We start from the raw sequence: 17,138 nt of genomic DNA, 5'->3' as shown, positions 1-17,138 counted from the left end.
TTAGGGAGTCGCAAGGAAGTTAGCAGGCGGAGTCCTGCTACCATTCCGACCAACAGATGGAATCTCTATCAAGGCATCTGTGGCTTTACCAGTGCCATCGTTGGTAACGAAGGCTTCATTTCCTGGATGTCCATTAGGAATAAACAACTGCGGATGGTCGAAGGGCGCTTTCTCATAACGAACTCGCTCGTCAGTAAGCGCCTTCATAAAGGCTACTAGGTCATCTTTATCCTGATCGCTCAGGTTAAGCTTCTCAATATCCGCATCCAGATTTTTGATGTTCTGCTCGTGGAAGTCACCACCCCGATTGTAAAATTCAACCACTTCCTTGAGGGTCAGTGTCCCTCCATTGTGGAAGTACGGTGCGGTGAGTTCCACATTGCGAAGTGTGGACGTTTTGAAGGCTCCGTCTGCGGCTATTCTTTGGTTGGGGCTGACCGTGATATTCGGGTCTACACCGAGAAGCTGCTGAAATTTGCCTTGTTGAGCTACTCGCGACTCTGAGAGCGGATTACCAAAGAAGTCTTTACCACCCACACCTAAGTCGTCTGTAGTGGGTCTGACCGCAATGTTGTAAAAGCCGTTGTCATAGACGGCTTGTTGTCCATCTCCTAGTATCATGTCTTCAAGCCGTTGATTCTGCACGTTTTTCACGGAAGCGTTGGTGAATTCTGCCCCACCGTGACAGTTGATGCATTTGGCCGCTCCCTCGAAAAGCTGTTTACCCCTCAATTGTTGAGAAGTTAAGGCGTTTTTGTTGCCATCAAAGTACTGGTCAATAGGCGCATTGTCAGATATTAGTGTGGACTCGTACAGTTGAATCGCTAGCCCGAAGAAAAGCGAAAAGTTGTACTCCATCAGCGTATATGTGTTCTTGTTTGGATCGACAAGACTCCTCGCGCCCAAGAGGACGGGTTGTCGGCTACCGTCATTTTTATCAACCTGAATTGACCATAAAGAATCCCACCACTGTGGCTGGAAGGCATCCTCAATCAGCTGCTTATACTTTTTCTTCAGTCCTTTTCCATTAGGCGCTCTGTAAATACCTAAGGTACTGTCGTCAACTGCTACTTCCTGTTGTGCAAGTGGTTTCAAATTAGGGGAAAATAATTTTTTACCAAGATCCCTTGGAAGCTTTAGACCCCTCAGTAGGTTTCGTTTCCCAACAATTTTAATACCGACATCCTGAAATGTGCGACCGTCAGCAGACATTTCAAATGAGCTAAGAGGTGGCCCCACTGCCTGGGAAGCTAGAGATGAATTCTTGAGCTTCACACTGACTTGTTGTGGTGATGTTAGAGAAGTTACTGCTTTGTAAAGCTTGGCGTTGGGGTCTCTTAATCCAAACGGATTCACCCCATTAAAGTAGTTCTGAGCTCGTCCATCCCAAAAGTTACGGAAATTGTACACCGCATTAATTGTGGTCGGTGTGTTGCGCGGCTCCACTCGGCGGGTTTCGATACCTCCCACGTTGAAGATTGGATCGTCGAGTTGAGTCACATTGTCTTGAGGATTACCAGGAGTGGTACTCAAGAATTTAGTATTGAAGACTCCTTGCGAAGAGGCGACATCGTTAATGTCAGAAATAACGGCGGAGTTACGGTTGTTTACATCTGCTAGTTTGTGGAATGGGAAATCTGTCGCCTTCAGGGTGTAGTTTGGCCCTCCGAGACTGAAAGTATCATCAGGATTCGGATTGCCGCTTGCATCCACGCGCAAAATCCCTGGATTAAGCTGGTTTTTAATTCTGTTGTCCACTCCGGCATGGAAATGACAAGTAGCACACGATGTCTTGCCATCGCTGCCCACCTGCATATCCCAGAAAAGAGCCTTTCCCAAAGCGATCGCTTTGCTCTTATCCTTTACGTAGCCTGTATAGTCTGGCCCTGGAATCGGTACGGTCTTTAGCGAAGCCAGTGGCTGAGAGGGTGGCGTTATCTGTGCCGATACAGTATGTCCGGCTAGCACTGCGATCGCAACAAGTGCTGCGATCGTCACATTGCTTTTCATTCTCTTTGACAATCTTGATGCCAGATCAGTAAGTCTGACTACCACAGCAGCCACGAAAGCGACACCAAGTTGGATTTTACCCATGCTTTATATGAACGTTAATAATAATTGTCAAGAGTTGAAGCATTACCGCTCCACTCTCAAATCTGAAACTTTGTTGTCTTTAATGACACAGAGATGTTAGAATATCAGATTTTTTATACTTAAGTAAGTAGGTAAGAATAAATCAATCTATGTTACACACGAGAAAATTATTAAATTAGCTTGTAGTAAGGCTGAAGCCTTTAATATGAAGATTTCATTGAAGCTTTAATTATTCATGCCCACTTACTTACTTAAGTATAATTTTTCTTAAAATATGTTTTTACCAATTAAGTCAATGTTGCTGCGGGCACACTTAGAGTGCCCCACCATATCTGCCATAAGCTGATGCACGCTAAAAAAGTATAAACACTCTTTACGGTCGTTAACTGTTGACGGTTGACGGTTAACAGTCATCGATCATCAGGTTTCATGTAAATATTCAAGTTATACCAATTTGAAAAAAGAATGCGACAGATGGGTAGGGGCACAACATTGTTGTGCCCTTACAAATAATTGATGTGTCGCAAACATTATTTGAATTGGTATTAAATGCGTAACAGCTTATATCCAGACAATCAAAAACAGCCACGAGACTACGTCGTGGCTGCTGGTAATTATTATTAAGGTCATCTCACCCCATCTTTAAAATATTGGGTTTTCTCGATGCCTTTTTATAAATTAGCTGGTTGTCTTTGCTTTACATATCTGGTAAAGCCTACTGTTACAACAGAGCCAACACTGGTAGCTGATTAAGCTTTGGCCAAGTTTTCAGCAGCAAAGTCCCAGTTAACCAAGTTTTCTAGGAAATTCTTGATGAACGCTGGACGGGCGTTTCTGTAGTCAATGTAGTAGGCGTGTTCCCAAACGTCCAAGGTTAAGAGTGCCTTCTTCCCATGAGCTAGCGGATTTTCGGCATTCGGTGTCTTAATCACCTTCAGCGTACCACCATCATCAATCAACCAAGACCATCCACTGCCGAATTGAGTTGCGGCTGCGTTCGAGAACTCTTCCTTGAATTTGTCGAAGCTACCAAAATCTTTATCAATTCTGGCTGCGAGATCACCGGTGGGTGCGCCGCCACCTGCTGGTTTCAAGGAATTCCAAAAAAAGGTGTGGTTCCAAACTTGGGCAGCGTTGTTGAAGATCCCCGCCTTAGAGGAATCTTGGAAGGAAGTTTTAATCACCTCTTCCAGAGACTTATCAGCAAGTTCTGTACCTTCAGTGAGCTTGTTGAGGTTGTCTACATAAGCTTTGTGATGCTTACCATAGTGATACTCGAAAGTTTCAGCTTTCATGCCATGTGGCTCTAAAGCATTAATGTCGAAGGGTAGTGGGGGCTGTACAAATGCCATTGTGTCAAATCCTCTCTTTACCGGTTTCCAGTCTTAAGCTATTGCAGAAGCTTAGGAAATTAACATCTTTTATTTTTGGGGTTTTATGTCTTTAATGATGAAACATAAAACTTAACATCGTCATTTTACTACCAAAGTGAAGATAAAAACAAAGTACTCGTTTAATAAGTAAAATAAGTCAATTCACTATGGAAATAATAACTATAAATAAAAATGGCTAATATCTTTTAGCTAAAAACTAATAAATAATTAAGTAGGTAGGCATGAAAAGGTTTTCCCACTTAGATCAACTATTGTCCTTTTGCCTCCAGCAAAAGTTGCCTTTTACTTAGCATTTAGCAATTAAAGGTTTCCCGCTTCTACCTGTAGCAGGATTAATTGTGATATGAGGATAAGCCGAAAGCATGATGATTTAGTAATTAAATTAATCTACAATCTACAATACCAGAATTAAGTTTAAAATGAAGATAGTCAATAAGCAAAATATCTAATTTTTTGCTTTTGGGCTGTTTCTAGGTACAGTTTTAAGGATGGTAAATAAATAAATAACTTATCTACCACCCTTTTGAAATAAAAAACTAACAGCAAATAGTGGTGATTACCACTGAGATAAACGTTGCTGGTAGTAATTTACAATTTGTGCTGTTACTTCAGAAGTATTCAGACCATCGGTTTGAAGTTCGATCGCATCGGCTGCTTTTTGCAAAGGGGAAACTTTGCGTGTACTATCTTTCCAGTCACGCTCGGCAATATCCCGTTTCAGCTGCTCTAAACTCACTTCGGGTTGACCTTGTTTGCTAAAGTCTTCCTGGCGGCGACGGGCACGTTCACCCACAGAAGCGGTTAAGAAGATTTTCACTTCAGCATCGGGGAATACATGAGTACCGATGTCTCGACCTTCAGCCACTAAACCACCTTTTTTACCCCAGTTTTGCTGTTGTTTAACCAGTGCTTGACGGACAGCGCTTTGTGCGGCAATCGCAGATACTTGAGATGTGACCTCAATGGTGCGAATTGCTTGGGTAACATCAGTACCGTCAATCCAAACGCGCACAGACGATTGTAAATCCTGGTTAGGAGTCAGTTCAATTTTACACTCGTTAGTTAATTGGGCGATCGCACACTCATCATCAATAGCAATCCCCTTTTGCAATACTAACCAAGTTACAGCACGGTACATTGCGCCTGTATCTAAATACACTAAATTCAGATTTGCTGCCACTTGACGTGCCACTGTGGATTTTCCAGCCCCGGCTGGGCCATCAATGGCGATGATGGGTTGACGATCGCGCAATATGATATTGTCAATCAAACGTGTAGACCCAAGACGAGCTGCGATCGCCAACATTCCTTCCTCCTGAACTTTTTCTAAAGACATTAACGTAGTCGGTTCAACCAATTCAATATATTCCACTGAGACTGTATTGACTATTGCCACTTCTTGCTGTACCAGTGCTATCAACTTGTGACTATTGCGATCGCCTGCAATGAATGCAGCTTCAGCTCGTCGCAAGCCGCGATATAATACTGCTGCTTGCTCTTTTGCCATTGCAGTCAAATATTGATTACGAGAACTGAAGGCAAGACCCGACGCTTCCCGCACTGTTGGACAACCAACAATTTCTACTGGCAAATTTAAGTCAGCTACTAAGCGTTTAATAATTGCCAGTTGCTGACCATCCTTTTGACCAAAGTAGGCACGGTCAGGCTGTACCAAGTTGAAAAGTTTGGTCACAATCGTAGCGACACCCTGAAAATGACCTTGCCGAGAACGACCACACAAGCCTGTTATCATAGCAGATGGGGGGATAACTTGTGTAACCTTTGATTCTTGTATACTCTTCTGAGGAACTGCCATTTCTTCCGGAGTTGGCGCAAAAATTGCATCTACCCCAGCTTGTTCGCAAAGTTGTTGGTCTTGCTCTAAAGTGCGAGGGTAGCGTTGATAATCCTCGTTGGGACCAAATTGCAAGGGATTGACGAAAATACTAACAATCACCGTAGAATTTTCTTGCCGCGCCCGTTTAATTAAGCTTAAGTGACCTTGATGCAAATTTCCCATCGTTGGCACCAGACCGACTGCTGTCTGATACCAGCCTGTGATCTCATCTAGTCTTAGATCCTCAGTAGCCGCAATTAGCTTGTTTTCTGAGCAGCGTTTAGTTAAATAGCAGCGTAAAGCTGCAACTGTTGTCAGCAGGCGCACAAAAATACCCCTAGTTCTTATCGATCCCTCCCCCGTTAGTTTATATCTGAAAGAGAGGGAAGAGATGATTGAACTAGGGGAATTAAGTGATACGGAACTTGAATTGGGCATTGGGCATTGGGCATTAGGCATTGGTAAATTCTCTACTGCCTATGCCTATTGCCTAATGATTATTTCCCTAAGACTTCAACACGTACTGGTGCTACGCCACTACCCATCATTCCCAAAACTCGAGCCGCGCCAGTAGACACGTCAATGATTCGACCCCGAATGAATGGGCCTCGGTCATTAATTCGCAGTACTACAGAACGACCATTACGGGTGTTGGTTACACGGACTTTTGTACCAAAGGGTAAGCTGCGATGAGCGGCAGTCATGCTTTCTGGGTTGAATCTCTGACCGCTAGCAGTGCGATTACCAGCAAAGTCATAGCCATAAAAAGAAGCTATACCTCTCAAGGTGGATTGCACTACTCCGACGGCAATCTGTTGAGGTTGCTTTGGCATTGCTATTGGCGATCGCACAGGTAAATTAGCAATTTCTTTTAAGGGAGATGCATTGCCTAGTAGCCTCCGTAGGCGATTGGTTGCTTGCAATGCATCTTGCGCCAGATTGTTGGTACTATTTGCTAGTCGCGTACCTTCGTTGATTTCGACCAATTCTTCGCCATCAATTTTGATTACATAGCGATCGCCATTTTGTTGGGCTGGGACGCTTTTGTTTTGCGCTTGATTGTCAGTCGGTTTTTCCCCTGCTTTCCAACTTACGGTAATCTTACTCCCATCTACATTTTCTCGATTCAACTGGTTGATCTTAGCTGCTACTATACCAGCTATCTGAACCGGGTCATTGTCAACAGGACTAATCTGGTTACTTACATCTGTTACGTTCCCAGTATTCAGTGCATTTGATGAATTGCTAGCAATAAGGGCGTACGATTGCACGCCCCCGGTATTCCCAACTTCACCAACTTTTTTACTTTCAAGATTCGTATCTGAGACAGAACTTAAAAAGGTGAGAACAGGTATATTTCTGATAAAAAGGGTTGCCGCCTTACGTCCTTCAATATTGTGAGGATGAATTTCTGTAATCACAGCATCCAAGGTTTGTTTCCCTGCTCTGGATTGGTACTCTCCCACCTTCACCACATCAGGGGCAGGTGATTTCTGAGAAGCTAGTGCATTTCCTTTGGTGGTTTGAGTGCAACCGACTGAGGGTATGCCCAAAGCAGCCATAGACAGGGTAACAATAATCCACAAATGTCTTTGATTCATGCGTCCGTTTTTTAAAGCGACTGTAGAACTTAAGTTTTATAACTGGTGGGATTTTTCACTAGTGAAAGTGACTTCCCTTCTGAAAAACTCGAACTCGTTCCGTTTTCACTTTGTTGTTTATAACTGCAACAGACTAACACGAACCTTTTGGCTTGGGGATCAGGGTTTTAGCGTAATTATCAGCAGCTTTCTCAAATTTTAATTCCAATTTTATGGGCGAAACCTTTCTCAAATAGGGACTTTGGCTATGTAACGCTTTTTCCGACAAGTCAAAAATTTCTTCAAACAACTTTATGCTTATTGCACGCCAAAATGACAATACCCTATTCACATCGGTTCTAAAGGTTCGCAACTACCCGTGTATTCTATATTACATCTATTCTGGCATTTCCTGTAAGGAGATAATATAACTTTAATTAAATGGCATCGGCATAAATGCTTAAAATCACTTATTTAATGGAATCTTCAGATTTTTCTATGAATAAGTCGTGATATGAGTTACATCTTAAATAATTATGTAAATTAGTTTGAGCTTAATATCTTTTTTAAAAGTTTTTTCTACTTAGATCAATCATGACTTTTATTCTCCATGACTAGACTTAAAATAGTAATATATATAACTTCTTACACCCGTATTACTGAGTATAAAAAAAAGGAAGATACTCAACTTAGTATTTTTCAAGATTAATCATAAAAAAATTAATAAAACTTCGCGATCGCTTGTAAACAGAACCTTTTGTGTATCAAAAAACACAATAGAGATTTTACGCCCTAAGTAGTGGTTCAAGTATGATTTTTTAGAGCAAGCTATCTTTTCCAAAATCTTTGCGGCTGTAGGGATGTACAGCTATACCCCTACTATATATAGTAGGTATTTTGGGAAATGCTATCAGCCTGATGACAAACCAAGCACATCAAGGAAATTTAGAAATAGATCCATCCCCATTATTAGCTGTTCTTAACGAGTTGCATTCTCAGTACAAGTTATTGCAAGAGGGTGCAGTAGCTAAATATATTCCGGAACTGGCAAAGGCAAATCCGGACTTGTTTAGCATTTGCATTGTGGCAGTAGATGGTCAGGTTTATAAAGTTGGGAACTACGATCACCTTTTTACCATTCAGTCAATTTCCAAAGTGTTTGCTTATGGACTTGCCTTAGAAGATCATGGGCTGGATTACATTTTGACTAGAGTTGGCGTGGAACCAACGGGAGATGCATTCAACGCGATTGTTTTGGATGAGCAATCGAAGCGACCTTATAACCCAATGGTAAATGCCGGAGCGATCGCCACCACTAGCTTAATTAAAGGTTCTGGCCCAACCGAACGCCTCAACCGAATGCTAGATATGTTCAAGCGATATATTGGCCGCGACGTATTCGTTGATATTTCAGTTTTTACCTCAGAACGGAGTACAGGACATCGCAACCGCGCAATGGCGCATCTTATGCTCAACTTTGGCATGATTGACCGGAATATTGAAGAGGCGTTGGATCTTTATTTCCAGCAGTGTGCTGTGATAGTTAATTGCCAAGACTTAGCAGTGATGGCGGCTACCCTTGCTAACAGAGGTATTAACCCCATCACCAAAGAACGGGCAGTAGATAAGCGTTACATCAAAGATATTCTGAGTGTTATGTACACCTGTGGGATGTACAACTTTGCAGGTGAGTGGGCTTATAAAATTGGGATTCCGGCGAAAAGCGGTGTTACTGGCGGCATTATTGCCGTTGTACCCAATAAGATGGGCATTGGAGTTTTTTCACCATTGCTGGATGTGCGTGGTAATAGTGTACGAGGGGTAAAGGTGTGCGAAGAACTTTCCCAACGCTTAGGTTTACATCTATTTGATTGTTCAGGTCAAGAGGCCAAATTTGATTGAAAAAGCCGGGAGGAATCCTTTAATAGCACTATTTGAACGCATCTATTATTATTCGTAGATACTTAGTATAGGCAGCTTCAGCTTGAGAACGCACAACCAATGGTATTGTTAATGTAGAGCGAGGCTGGCAGTAAAAGCGAATGGTATGTTGAAGCGATCGCGACAGTCAAAGAGATCAATTTAAAAGTTAATTCCATCCATCTTTACCTAGTTAGCCAGGTTTTCGATAGCATATAAAATGTTTTTGAAATAAAGGGATTAAGAGCAAGGGTTAAAGGAATTGAATTTTCTTTGCCTTTAACCCATTCCTTTTCGCCACAAGAGCGCAAAAGTCTTTTTTGAAAGAGGATGCTAATGAACAGAGTGAAGACAAAGCACCCGCTATGTAAGCACAATTGAGAACGAAAATCTCTTTCCCTGTTCTCTATTTTCAAGATAGGTTTATTACCTACACTTGTACTTTAAATCACAGCTTCTTGGCGTTGACAATCAAAAACAACCATGTAAGAAGCATTAGGTCTTTCCTGGGAGAGGTGCCGCATATAGCCTTCGGCATCAGAACGGCTGCGGAAGCGAGCAACGATCTCGCGTTGTGTATTAGGAAGTAGACGAGCGATCGCCCAAGAATTGAGGCGTTCTTTATAAGCAATAACCTGATTGTCTGATTTAGAAGCTTTGTATTCCGTATTTTCTGGCATAATTATGTTAACCGTATGAAGTTTAATGAAGGGCGTTAATTAGTTTCTAGGTAGGAATGCACTAACGCTTTTTTTAATGCTGCTGCCACCTTGTTATTCGATTATTTATAAACTGTCAACACTTAAGGCTATATTTTAGACCAATTAAATTGAAATTTTTTGGTGCTATGAATCTCAAAGCCTTAATTTGCAATTGTTTCCAGGGCAAAAATTATCAAGCAGAAAATTTAGCAAGTATTGGGTTTGCATGATTTGTATGCATACACATAAGTAAAATTTGTATCAGTATTAAAATAAATAACAACGTTTTAAAAAATACCATTAAAAAAATAGGTTCAGAATGAACAATAACGGTACGCAAGATTAATAAACACAGACACACTCTTAATTTTTCTATAGCGCACTCAGTAAAGCTATATTGTGGGTATTTATGTTTTTATAGTAAGTTTAGAGGATGCAAAAATTAAAGTTTTTTTAGATATTCAAAAATGAAGTTATGTTAATAGACTTATTAGAAATTCAAACCAAGAGAGTAAAAAACTCATATCTCAAAGTTTTCAAAGCACTTGAAAATGAGAATAACAGAAAAAAGCGTTGATTATGACTGAAGGCGGAGCAGGAGTTGCTCCGTCCCTGAATTCTTTTTCAATTCTACCTATCTCTTTACCACTCCTTATCTAGTAGGGATTCAAATTCAGCTTGTAAGGCGGTTATATCCGCCAATCTTGCGACTAGTAAATTATCTTTACCAGCATCGCTTAATCGTACTTTCCAATAACCAATACTATCTGAGTTGTTCAACCAAAACTGAATCACGGTATCTACTACTTGATCGAGATTCCAATCCCACTTTGCTGGAACTGATTCCACTGATTCTAGAAACGTATCTAGCGTACATGTATGCATTCCCAAGTATTCCACGCCTTGGTGAGGTGATTTTTGCCCATTTTGCTGTTGGTGATTAAAAAACTGCAAAAGTGGAGATACTCCTACAATATCAAAAGTGTATTTCATGCTAGCACTCCCAGTTTTAAATTACTTGCAGTAAAGCTTTAGTTTTTTCTAGTATAATGTCTAGCAAGTAGCTAAAGTATCTAGAAGAAGTATAGTTTTGGTCTATATCATAGGCATTAAATCTCAGCCAATAATTAGCACTAACAAGCCTTGAGTGCTAATTTATTTTAATAGTTTGATTTATTATTAAAGATATTTAGTTATTAATTAAGAGGTGTATATAGGGGTCTTAACTGTTAACTAAAGTTTATATTCTCGTTCATACAACACAGGGGTAGAAGCAAGAGAAGTAGGAATTAAGTTTTTCAATTGGCTTTTAGGAGCTTTTTTAGGAATATCAAACCCTAGAGTAATCAACCAGAAGCTTTTATCATCAGACAATTCAACATCTTCAAGTCTCAAATCTCCTAATGACGAACCCATCATGTATTGTATGGATTTTATGTATTCATAGGCAGCATTCACTGCTGTTTTGACATCAATCATAATCTTGGTTCTTCTCTAAACTAATTTGCTAATTCCATACTTTATTATAGTAATTTAACCTTGTTATTAGTACGGGGTTAGCACATAGTTCCAATATCTACTTTACCTATTTCTTAGATAATTTTAATAAAATCAATTGATTAAATCTGAATGGTGTGAAATATTTTGTAAAAAGTCTTTAACTTCTGTCGGGTTGCGAAGAATAATAACTTGCTGATTTGGTGTTACTTGACTAAGTTTTTTGATAATTCCAGGACGACGATTAATTGGGTATGACCATACATATTTGAGGAATTCCCAATTTAATCTTTCAGGACAATCTGATGCCATATCAGGTCTAGATTTTCCAGCATACATGAAGCGACGCTTAATCACCCGCGACAAACATAAAATCCGGGGAAAATCCAAAAAAATTACCGTATCTGCAACCGATAAACGAATGTCGAGAGTATTGCTATAGTTACCATCCATAATCCAAGATTCTCGCAAGGTTAAGTCTTGGATAATACTTTGCCATTTAGCTTTTGGAGTCTCAATCCAACCAGGATTCCAGTACCAAGTATCTAAGTGGATGACTTCTAAGCCTAAGATGGTTCCCAGTTCGCGGGCTAGGGTAGATTTACCAGCACCCCCAGAACCAATAATCAAGATTTTCTTCATCTTAGCTTTGCACCTTCCTTTTCAAGTTTATAAGGGTAAGCATTACTCACCCAAATAACCGTCTTCAGGGCAACTCAATACGCCGCTACAATAGTACCCTAAGAAGGATTATGCCGAAATAGTGATATTATGACGACTGCTACAACTGTAAAAACTGAGTATGAAGCGATTATTGGTCTAGAAACCCATTGTCAGCTGAGTACCAACACCAAAATTTTCTCTAATAGCTCTACGGCATTTGGTGCTGACCCAAATACTAACATTGACCCGGTTTGTATGGGTTTACCTGGGGTCTTACCTGTACTCAATCAAAAAGTCTTAGAATATGCCGTTAAGGCTGGTTTGGCACTGAATTGTCAAATTGCGAGATATAGCAAGTTCGACCGTAAACAGTATTTTTATCCTGACTTACCCAAAAATTACCAAATTTCTCAATATGATCTACCGATCGCAGAACATGGTTGGTTAGAAATTGAGTTGGTAGATGCTGAGGGTAATCCCACCCGCAAACGCATTGGTATTACGCGTCTGCACATGGAAGAAGATGCTGGAAAATTGGTACATGCAGGTAGCGATCGCCTCTCCGGTTCTTCCTATTCTCTGGTAGATTACAATCGCGCAGGTGTACCGTTAATAGAAATTGTCTCGGAACCTGACTTGCGTTCTGGGCTAGAAGCTGCTGAATATGCCGAAGAGTTGCGCCGGATTGTCCGGTATCTCGGCGTGAGTGACGGCAATATGCAAGAAGGATCTCTGCGCTGCGATGTCAACATTTCCGTGCGTCCGGTGGGACGAAAGGAATTTGGCACCAAGGTAGAAATTAAAAACATGAATTCGTTCAGTGCTATCCAACGGGCGATTGACTATGAAATTGAGCGTCAAATTGCAGCCATTGAAGCAGGCGATCACATCATCCAAGAAACTCGGCTGTGGGAAGAAGGCGCTCAACGCACAAGTAGTATGCGGGTGAAGGAAGGTTCTAGCGATTACCGCTACTTCCCCGAACCAGATTTAGCACCAATTGAAGTAACAGATGCCGAATTAGAGAAATGGCGCAGCGAACTACCAGAATTACCAGCCCAAAAACGCCATCATTATGAAAGTGAGTTGGGGCTTTCAGCTTACGATGCGCGAGTGTTGACAGAAGATCGTCCAGTAGCCGAATATTTTGAAACTGCGATCGCATCTGGAGCAAATCCAAAAGCTGCCGCCAACTGGATTACTCAAGATATCGCAGCCCACCTCAATAAGCAAAAACTCAGTATTACTGAAATCGGTCTAACTCCCACCAATCTAGCTGATATCATCACTCGCATCGAAACGGGCAAAATTAGCAATGCTCAAGCTAAAGAAAAGTTGCCAGATTTGCTCAATGGTATTTCTCCTGAAAAAGCTTTTGCTGGTCAAGAGTTAATCACCGATCCTAGTGTACTAGAACCCATCGTTGATGAAGTCATAGCCGCTAACCCCAAAGAACTAGAAAAGTATCGCAACGGTAACACCAACCTCAAAGGCTTCTTTGTTGGACAAGTTCTGAAAAAGACAGGTAAACGTGCTGATCCTAAGCTGACTAACGAATTGGTAGAGAAAAAACTGAACGCCTAGTAGGGGAAGCAGGGGGCAGGGGGCAGGGAGCAGGGAGCAAGGGAGAAGATTTTTTCCCTCTGCCTCTTTTCCATGCCCAATCCCCAATTCCCAAGTAAGTAATTTCCCGGTAGTTCTTCATAAAATCTTCATACAAAAGGTGGTGACAGCCCGCATACCTAAAATGCTATGCTGTGGTATGTAGATGCACCCTGATGATCGGGAGAGCTGCCTAAGTGGCTCTCTTTTTATTTAGTTTATGTGGTATTTACAGAGAATCTTTATCATATTTTTAGAAATCATCTTCATAAATAAGTATTACCCCTGACCTCATCAATGATATGGTGTACTCAAAAGATGCACCGTAATGATTTGGAGAGCGACCCAATTGGCTCTCCTTTTTTGCTTTTGTCTTTCGTCATAAGAAAGGTAAAAACAATTATGCTAATCACCAACTGGTGCATTATTATTGCCATCAGCAAATAAATTCACAATACAAGGGACTGGTGTCTGAGGAGCAGAGGGAGAATAATAACTCCTAACTCTGCGAATTTTGGATTTTAGATTTAGCCTTCAATCTAAAATCCAAAATCTAAAATTGAATGGCTCCTAACTCCGCACTTTATCCAAAGCACAAATTGACCTATCCAACCTGATAGTTGTAAGGAAGAATAATGGCAGATTGGCAAAAAATCACAGGTGGTATTACAGCACCAAGGGGGTATCAGGCGGCGGGAATTACCGCAGGGTTGAAACCTTCGGGGTTGCCAGATTTAGCTTTGATATTCTCAGAAGTGGAAGCGATCGCAGCTGGTGTGTTCACTACTAGCCAAGTTAAAGCTGCCTGTGTAGAATATTGTCGCCAACGCTTGCAAGCCAAACACAGCGCTCGTGCTATTCTTTGCAACGCTGGACAAGCAAATGCTGCTACAGGTACTCAAGGCTACCTTGATACTTTAGAATCTGCTATGGCAGTAGGTCAAGCACTAAACATTCCATCTGAATCTGTGTTAGTGGCTTCCACTGGTGTGATTGGTCAAAGAATTAAGATGGATGCTTTGCGAAGCGGGATTCCCAAGGTAGTAGCAGCACTATCAGGAACAGGCTCAGACGCCGCCGCCGGAGCGATTATCACTACAGACTTGGTAATCAAATCCATTGCCCTAGAGACAACTATAAGCGATGCCTCCGGCGGGCTGCGCCAACGCCCGGTAAGAATTGGTGGTATTGCTAAAGGTTCCGGTATGATTCACCCCAACATGGCAACCATGTTGGCATTTGTTACTTGTGATGCTGTGGTTTCGCCAGCTCTTTGGCAACAGATGTTGGCAAGGGCAGCTGATAAAAGTTTCAATTCCATTACCGTGGATGGTGATACCAGCACCAACGACAGCTTAATCGCCTTAGCAAATGGTCAATCTCGCACCCCAGCAATTACAGAATGGGGCGCAGAAGCAGAGAAATTAGAGGCGATGTTAACAGCAGTTTGTCAGCATTTAGCCAAAGCGATCGCTCGTGATGGCGAAGGTGCAACCTGTCTAATTGAAGTGGAAGTGACAGGGGCCCATGATGAAATTTCAGCCCGACAAATAGCCAAAACCATCGCTGGTTCATCCTTAGTTAAATCTGCAATCTTTGGACGTGATCCTAATTGGGGACGCATCGCCGCCGCCGCAGGACGTGCAGGTGTGCCCTTTGAGCAAGAAAACCTGCAAATTAAGCTAGGGAATTTCTTAATGTTAGAAAACGGGCAACCGTTAACTTTTGATCGTGCAGCAGCAAGTGCTTATCTGAAAAAAGCAGCGATCGGCGCTTATCTCCAAGAAGATACGGTGTTAATCTCCGTTAATGTTGGCAATGGTTATGGTGTGGGTAAAGCTTGGGGTTGTGATTTGAGTTATGACTACGTGAAGATTAACGCCGAATACACTACTTAAAATCTCCTTTACAGGTATATTGTTTCTACTTTCAGTTTGATACAAATACGTTGGTAGGGTAGTACAGCTAGCTGTGCTACCCTAAATCATAGTGTCAACATAATGGTCTTCATAAATAAGAGTTTATATATTGAAAATACTACTAAGCTTAAGTTCTAAAATAAGCGAAAATAGCAAATCATAATATAAAAATAATAGTCTCCATAGACAAGAGTTGATATACTAAAAATTATTCATATAGTTAAGGAAAATAGATAAATTTTTCCTTATATATCCAATTTAATATTTCTTTAATAAATCGATACTCCAAGTTGAGCAATTTGGCTTCAAAGGCTGTAAACTGATTTCAACAAGGTGAATGACACCTCTAAATCACACTAGAGCAGAGTCAAGTAATTAGCCGAGTTTTTTTATATAGGTAGCCGCGTCATTGATGGAATGGCTGCGGTTGCTTTGCCAAATATAGCTTGATGAATCATTAATACAGCAATAAACACAACGTTTTATTGCCTAAATTATCATAGCTATAAAAAATAAAATTTACGTTTTCAGGAGATATTATGACAGAATTTTTTAATCAAATTTCCCGTCGCAAATTTATTTTCACAGCCGGAGCATCGGCGAGTGCTGTATTCCTCAAAGGCTGTTTGGGTAATCCTCCTGAAAACCTTACTGGTGGAAGCACTCAAGCACAACCAACTGCTCAAACGGTTGCTAATATTAGTCCCGAACAAACACCAGAAACTACTACAGTCAAGTTAGGATATATTCCCATTGTAGAAGCGGCTCCACTAATTATTGCTAAAGAAAAAGGCTTTTTTACAAAGTATGGCATGGCTAATGTTGACCTTTCCAAGCAAGCCTCTTGGGGTTCAGCAAGGGACAACGTAGAAATTGGTTCTGCCGGTGGTGGTATAGATGGCGGTCAATGGCAAATGCCAATGCCACATTTAATTTCAGAAGGTTTAATTACCAAAGGCAATCAAAAAATTCCCATGTATGTCTTATGTCAATTGATTACACATGGAAATGGAATTGCGATCGCCAGCAAGCACGAAGGCAAAGGTATTAGTTTACAACTAGCCGGCGCTAAGTCCCTATTCACGCAATTAAAATCTTCAACACCCTTCACTGCTGCATTTACCTTTCCCCACGTCAACCAAGATTTATGGATTCGCTACTGGTTAGCAGCAGGCGGGTTAGATCCAGATGCGGATGTCAAGCTGCTGACAGTACCTGCGGCGCAAACTGTTGCCAATATGAAAACAGGAACAATGGATGCCTTTAGTACAGGCGACCCCTGGCCTTATCGTCTGGTTCAAGACAAAATTGGCTACGTAGCAGCATTAACCGCAGAAATTTGGAAGAATCATCCTGAAGAATATCTTGCCATGAGAGGCGATTGGGTTGACAAAAATCCCAAGGCTACCAAAGCAATTTTAAAAGGAATTATGGAAGCCCAACAGTGGTTAGATAATTTTGATAATCGCAAAGAAGCGGCTCAAATTCTGGCTGGACGAAATTATTTCAACCTTTCTTCACCGGAAATTCTAGCTGATCCATACCAAGGAAAGTATGACATGGGTGATGGTCGTAAAATTGATGATAAATCAATGGCGGCTTACTACTGGAAAGACGAAAAAGGTAACGTTTCTTATCCATACAAGAGTCACGATTTATGGTTCATAGTTGAAAACGTTCGCTGGGGATTCTTACCAAAAGATTACCTAGACAATAATGCTGCTAAGGCTAAGGAACTTATCAATAAGGTAAACCGTGAAGATATTTGGAAAGAAGCTGCAAAAGAAGCTGGTATTGCTGCTGCTGATATTCCGACAAATACATCCCGTGGTGTAGAAGAGTTTTTTGATGGCATCAAATTTGACCCCGAAAAGCCAGAAGAATATTTGAAGAGTCTCAAAATCAAGAAGGTCAGTGTTTAGTCATTGGTC

Annotated in this window: 12 protein-coding genes; 4 read left to right on the top strand and 8 right to left on the bottom strand. The window is 41.3% G+C overall.

What is annotated here, in order from left to right; translation table 11 throughout:
- The 4 genes from H6G26_RS17355 to H6G26_RS17340 form a co-directional block, all read right to left on the bottom strand.
- Positions 1 to 2,094 (bottom strand): cytochrome c peroxidase, encoded by a 2,094-nt coding sequence (locus H6G26_RS17355; RefSeq protein ID WP_190730430.1) that lies wholly within the window; start codon positions 2,092 to 2,094, stop codon positions 1 to 3.
- 749 nt (positions 2,095 to 2,843) lie between these two features.
- Positions 2,844 to 3,446, bottom strand: a complete 603-nt coding sequence (locus H6G26_RS17350) for a superoxide dismutase (RefSeq protein ID WP_190730429.1) — start codon at positions 3,444 to 3,446, stop codon at positions 2,844 to 2,846.
- A 598-nt stretch (positions 3,447 to 4,044) separates the two neighbouring features.
- Positions 4,045 to 5,652 (bottom strand): bifunctional pantoate--beta-alanine ligase/(d)CMP kinase, encoded by a 1,608-nt coding sequence (locus H6G26_RS17345; protein ID WP_190730428.1) that lies wholly within the window; start codon positions 5,650 to 5,652, stop codon positions 4,045 to 4,047.
- A 170-nt stretch (positions 5,653 to 5,822) separates the two neighbouring features.
- Positions 5,823 to 6,926: a septal ring lytic transglycosylase RlpA family protein gene (locus H6G26_RS17340; protein ID WP_190730427.1), complete on the bottom strand. Its 1,104-nt coding sequence runs from the start codon at positions 6,924 to 6,926 to the stop codon at positions 5,823 to 5,825.
- A gap of 897 nt (positions 6,927 to 7,823) precedes the next feature.
- Between H6G26_RS17340 and glsA the strand changes: the two genes are divergently transcribed.
- Positions 7,824 to 8,807: a glutaminase A gene (gene glsA, locus H6G26_RS17335; protein ID WP_190730426.1), complete on the top strand. Its 984-nt coding sequence runs from the start codon at positions 7,824 to 7,826 to the stop codon at positions 8,805 to 8,807.
- Between the two features lie 461 nt (positions 8,808 to 9,268).
- Here glsA and H6G26_RS17330 read toward each other — a convergent pair whose 3' ends face one another.
- From H6G26_RS17330 to H6G26_RS17315, 4 genes are all read right to left on the bottom strand, one after another.
- Positions 9,269 to 9,505, bottom strand: a complete 237-nt coding sequence (locus tag H6G26_RS17330; RefSeq protein ID WP_190730425.1) for a hypothetical protein — start codon at positions 9,503 to 9,505, stop codon at positions 9,269 to 9,271.
- 663 nt (positions 9,506 to 10,168) lie between these two features.
- The gene (locus H6G26_RS17325) at positions 10,169 to 10,519 is read right to left on the bottom strand and encodes a hypothetical protein (protein WP_190730424.1); all 351 of its coding nucleotides are present in this window, start codon (positions 10,517 to 10,519) and stop codon (positions 10,169 to 10,171) included.
- A 240-nt stretch (positions 10,520 to 10,759) separates the two neighbouring features.
- Positions 10,760 to 11,005, bottom strand: coding sequence for a hypothetical protein (locus H6G26_RS17320; protein ID WP_190730423.1), 246 nt, complete (start codon positions 11,003 to 11,005; stop codon positions 10,760 to 10,762).
- Positions 11,006 to 11,137: 132 nt separating this feature from the next.
- A complete protein-coding gene (locus tag H6G26_RS17315; RefSeq protein WP_190730422.1) occupies positions 11,138 to 11,665 on the bottom strand; it encodes a DNA topology modulation protein in 528 nt (175 codons plus the stop codon).
- A 129-nt stretch (positions 11,666 to 11,794) separates the two neighbouring features.
- Here H6G26_RS17315 and gatB point away from each other — a divergent pair, with 129 nt between their 5' ends.
- The 3 genes from gatB to H6G26_RS17300 all read left to right on the top strand — a co-directional run bounded on the left by gatB (position 11,795) and on the right by H6G26_RS17300 (position 17,129).
- Entirely contained in the window at positions 11,795 to 13,270 is a 1,476-nt protein-coding gene (gene gatB, locus H6G26_RS17310; protein WP_190730421.1) for an Asp-tRNA(Asn)/Glu-tRNA(Gln) amidotransferase subunit GatB, read from the top strand.
- A gap of 653 nt (positions 13,271 to 13,923) precedes the next feature.
- The gene (gene argJ, locus H6G26_RS17305) at positions 13,924 to 15,186 is read left to right on the top strand and encodes a bifunctional ornithine acetyltransferase/N-acetylglutamate synthase (protein ID WP_190730420.1); all 1,263 of its coding nucleotides are present in this window, start codon (positions 13,924 to 13,926) and stop codon (positions 15,184 to 15,186) included.
- 560 nt (positions 15,187 to 15,746) lie between these two features.
- Positions 15,747 to 17,129 carry a CmpA/NrtA family ABC transporter substrate-binding protein gene (locus tag H6G26_RS17300; RefSeq protein ID WP_190730419.1) on the top strand — a complete coding sequence of 461 codons (1,383 nt, stop codon included), beginning with the start codon at positions 15,747 to 15,749 and terminating at the stop codon, positions 17,127 to 17,129.
- Positions 17,130 to 17,138 lie beyond the last annotated feature (9 nt).

This window comes from Nostoc sp. FACHB-888 (assembly GCF_014696655.1).
In the GTDB taxonomy this organism is placed as follows: Bacteria; Cyanobacteriota; Cyanobacteriia; order Cyanobacteriales; family Nostocaceae; genus Nostoc.
The sequence above is the reverse complement of the archived record's forward strand: the minus strand, read 5'-3'. Positions and strand labels throughout refer to the sequence as shown.

What these genes read in the sequence shown, in the direction of transcription:
- H6G26_RS17355 (WP_190730430.1), bottom strand. Translation starts at nt 2,094, where the DNA reads ATGGGTAAAATCCAACTTGGTGTCGCTTTCGTGGCTGCTGTGGTAGTC.
- H6G26_RS17350 (WP_190730429.1), bottom strand. Translation starts at nt 3,446, where the DNA reads ATGGCATTTGTACAGCCCCCACTACCCTTCGACATTAATGCTTTAGAG.
- H6G26_RS17340 (WP_190730427.1), bottom strand. Translation starts at nt 6,926, where the DNA reads ATGAATCAAAGACATTTGTGGATTATTGTTACCCTGTCTATGGCTGCT.
- glsA (WP_190730426.1), top strand. Translation starts at nt 7,824, where the DNA reads ATGACAAACCAAGCACATCAAGGAAATTTAGAAATAGATCCATCCCCA.
- H6G26_RS17330 (WP_190730425.1), bottom strand. Translation starts at nt 9,505, where the DNA reads ATGCCAGAAAATACGGAATACAAAGCTTCTAAATCAGACAATCAGGTT.
- H6G26_RS17325 (WP_190730424.1), bottom strand. Translation starts at nt 10,519, where the DNA reads ATGAAATACACTTTTGATATTGTAGGAGTATCTCCACTTTTGCAGTTT.
- H6G26_RS17320 (WP_190730423.1), bottom strand. Translation starts at nt 11,005, where the DNA reads ATGATTGATGTCAAAACAGCAGTGAATGCTGCCTATGAATACATAAAA.
- H6G26_RS17315 (WP_190730422.1), bottom strand. Translation starts at nt 11,665, where the DNA reads ATGAAGAAAATCTTGATTATTGGTTCTGGGGGTGCTGGTAAATCTACC.
- gatB (WP_190730421.1), top strand. Translation starts at nt 11,795, where the DNA reads ATGACGACTGCTACAACTGTAAAAACTGAGTATGAAGCGATTATTGGT.
- argJ (WP_190730420.1), top strand. Translation starts at nt 13,924, where the DNA reads ATGGCAGATTGGCAAAAAATCACAGGTGGTATTACAGCACCAAGGGGG.
- H6G26_RS17300 (WP_190730419.1), top strand. Translation starts at nt 15,747, where the DNA reads ATGACAGAATTTTTTAATCAAATTTCCCGTCGCAAATTTATTTTCACA.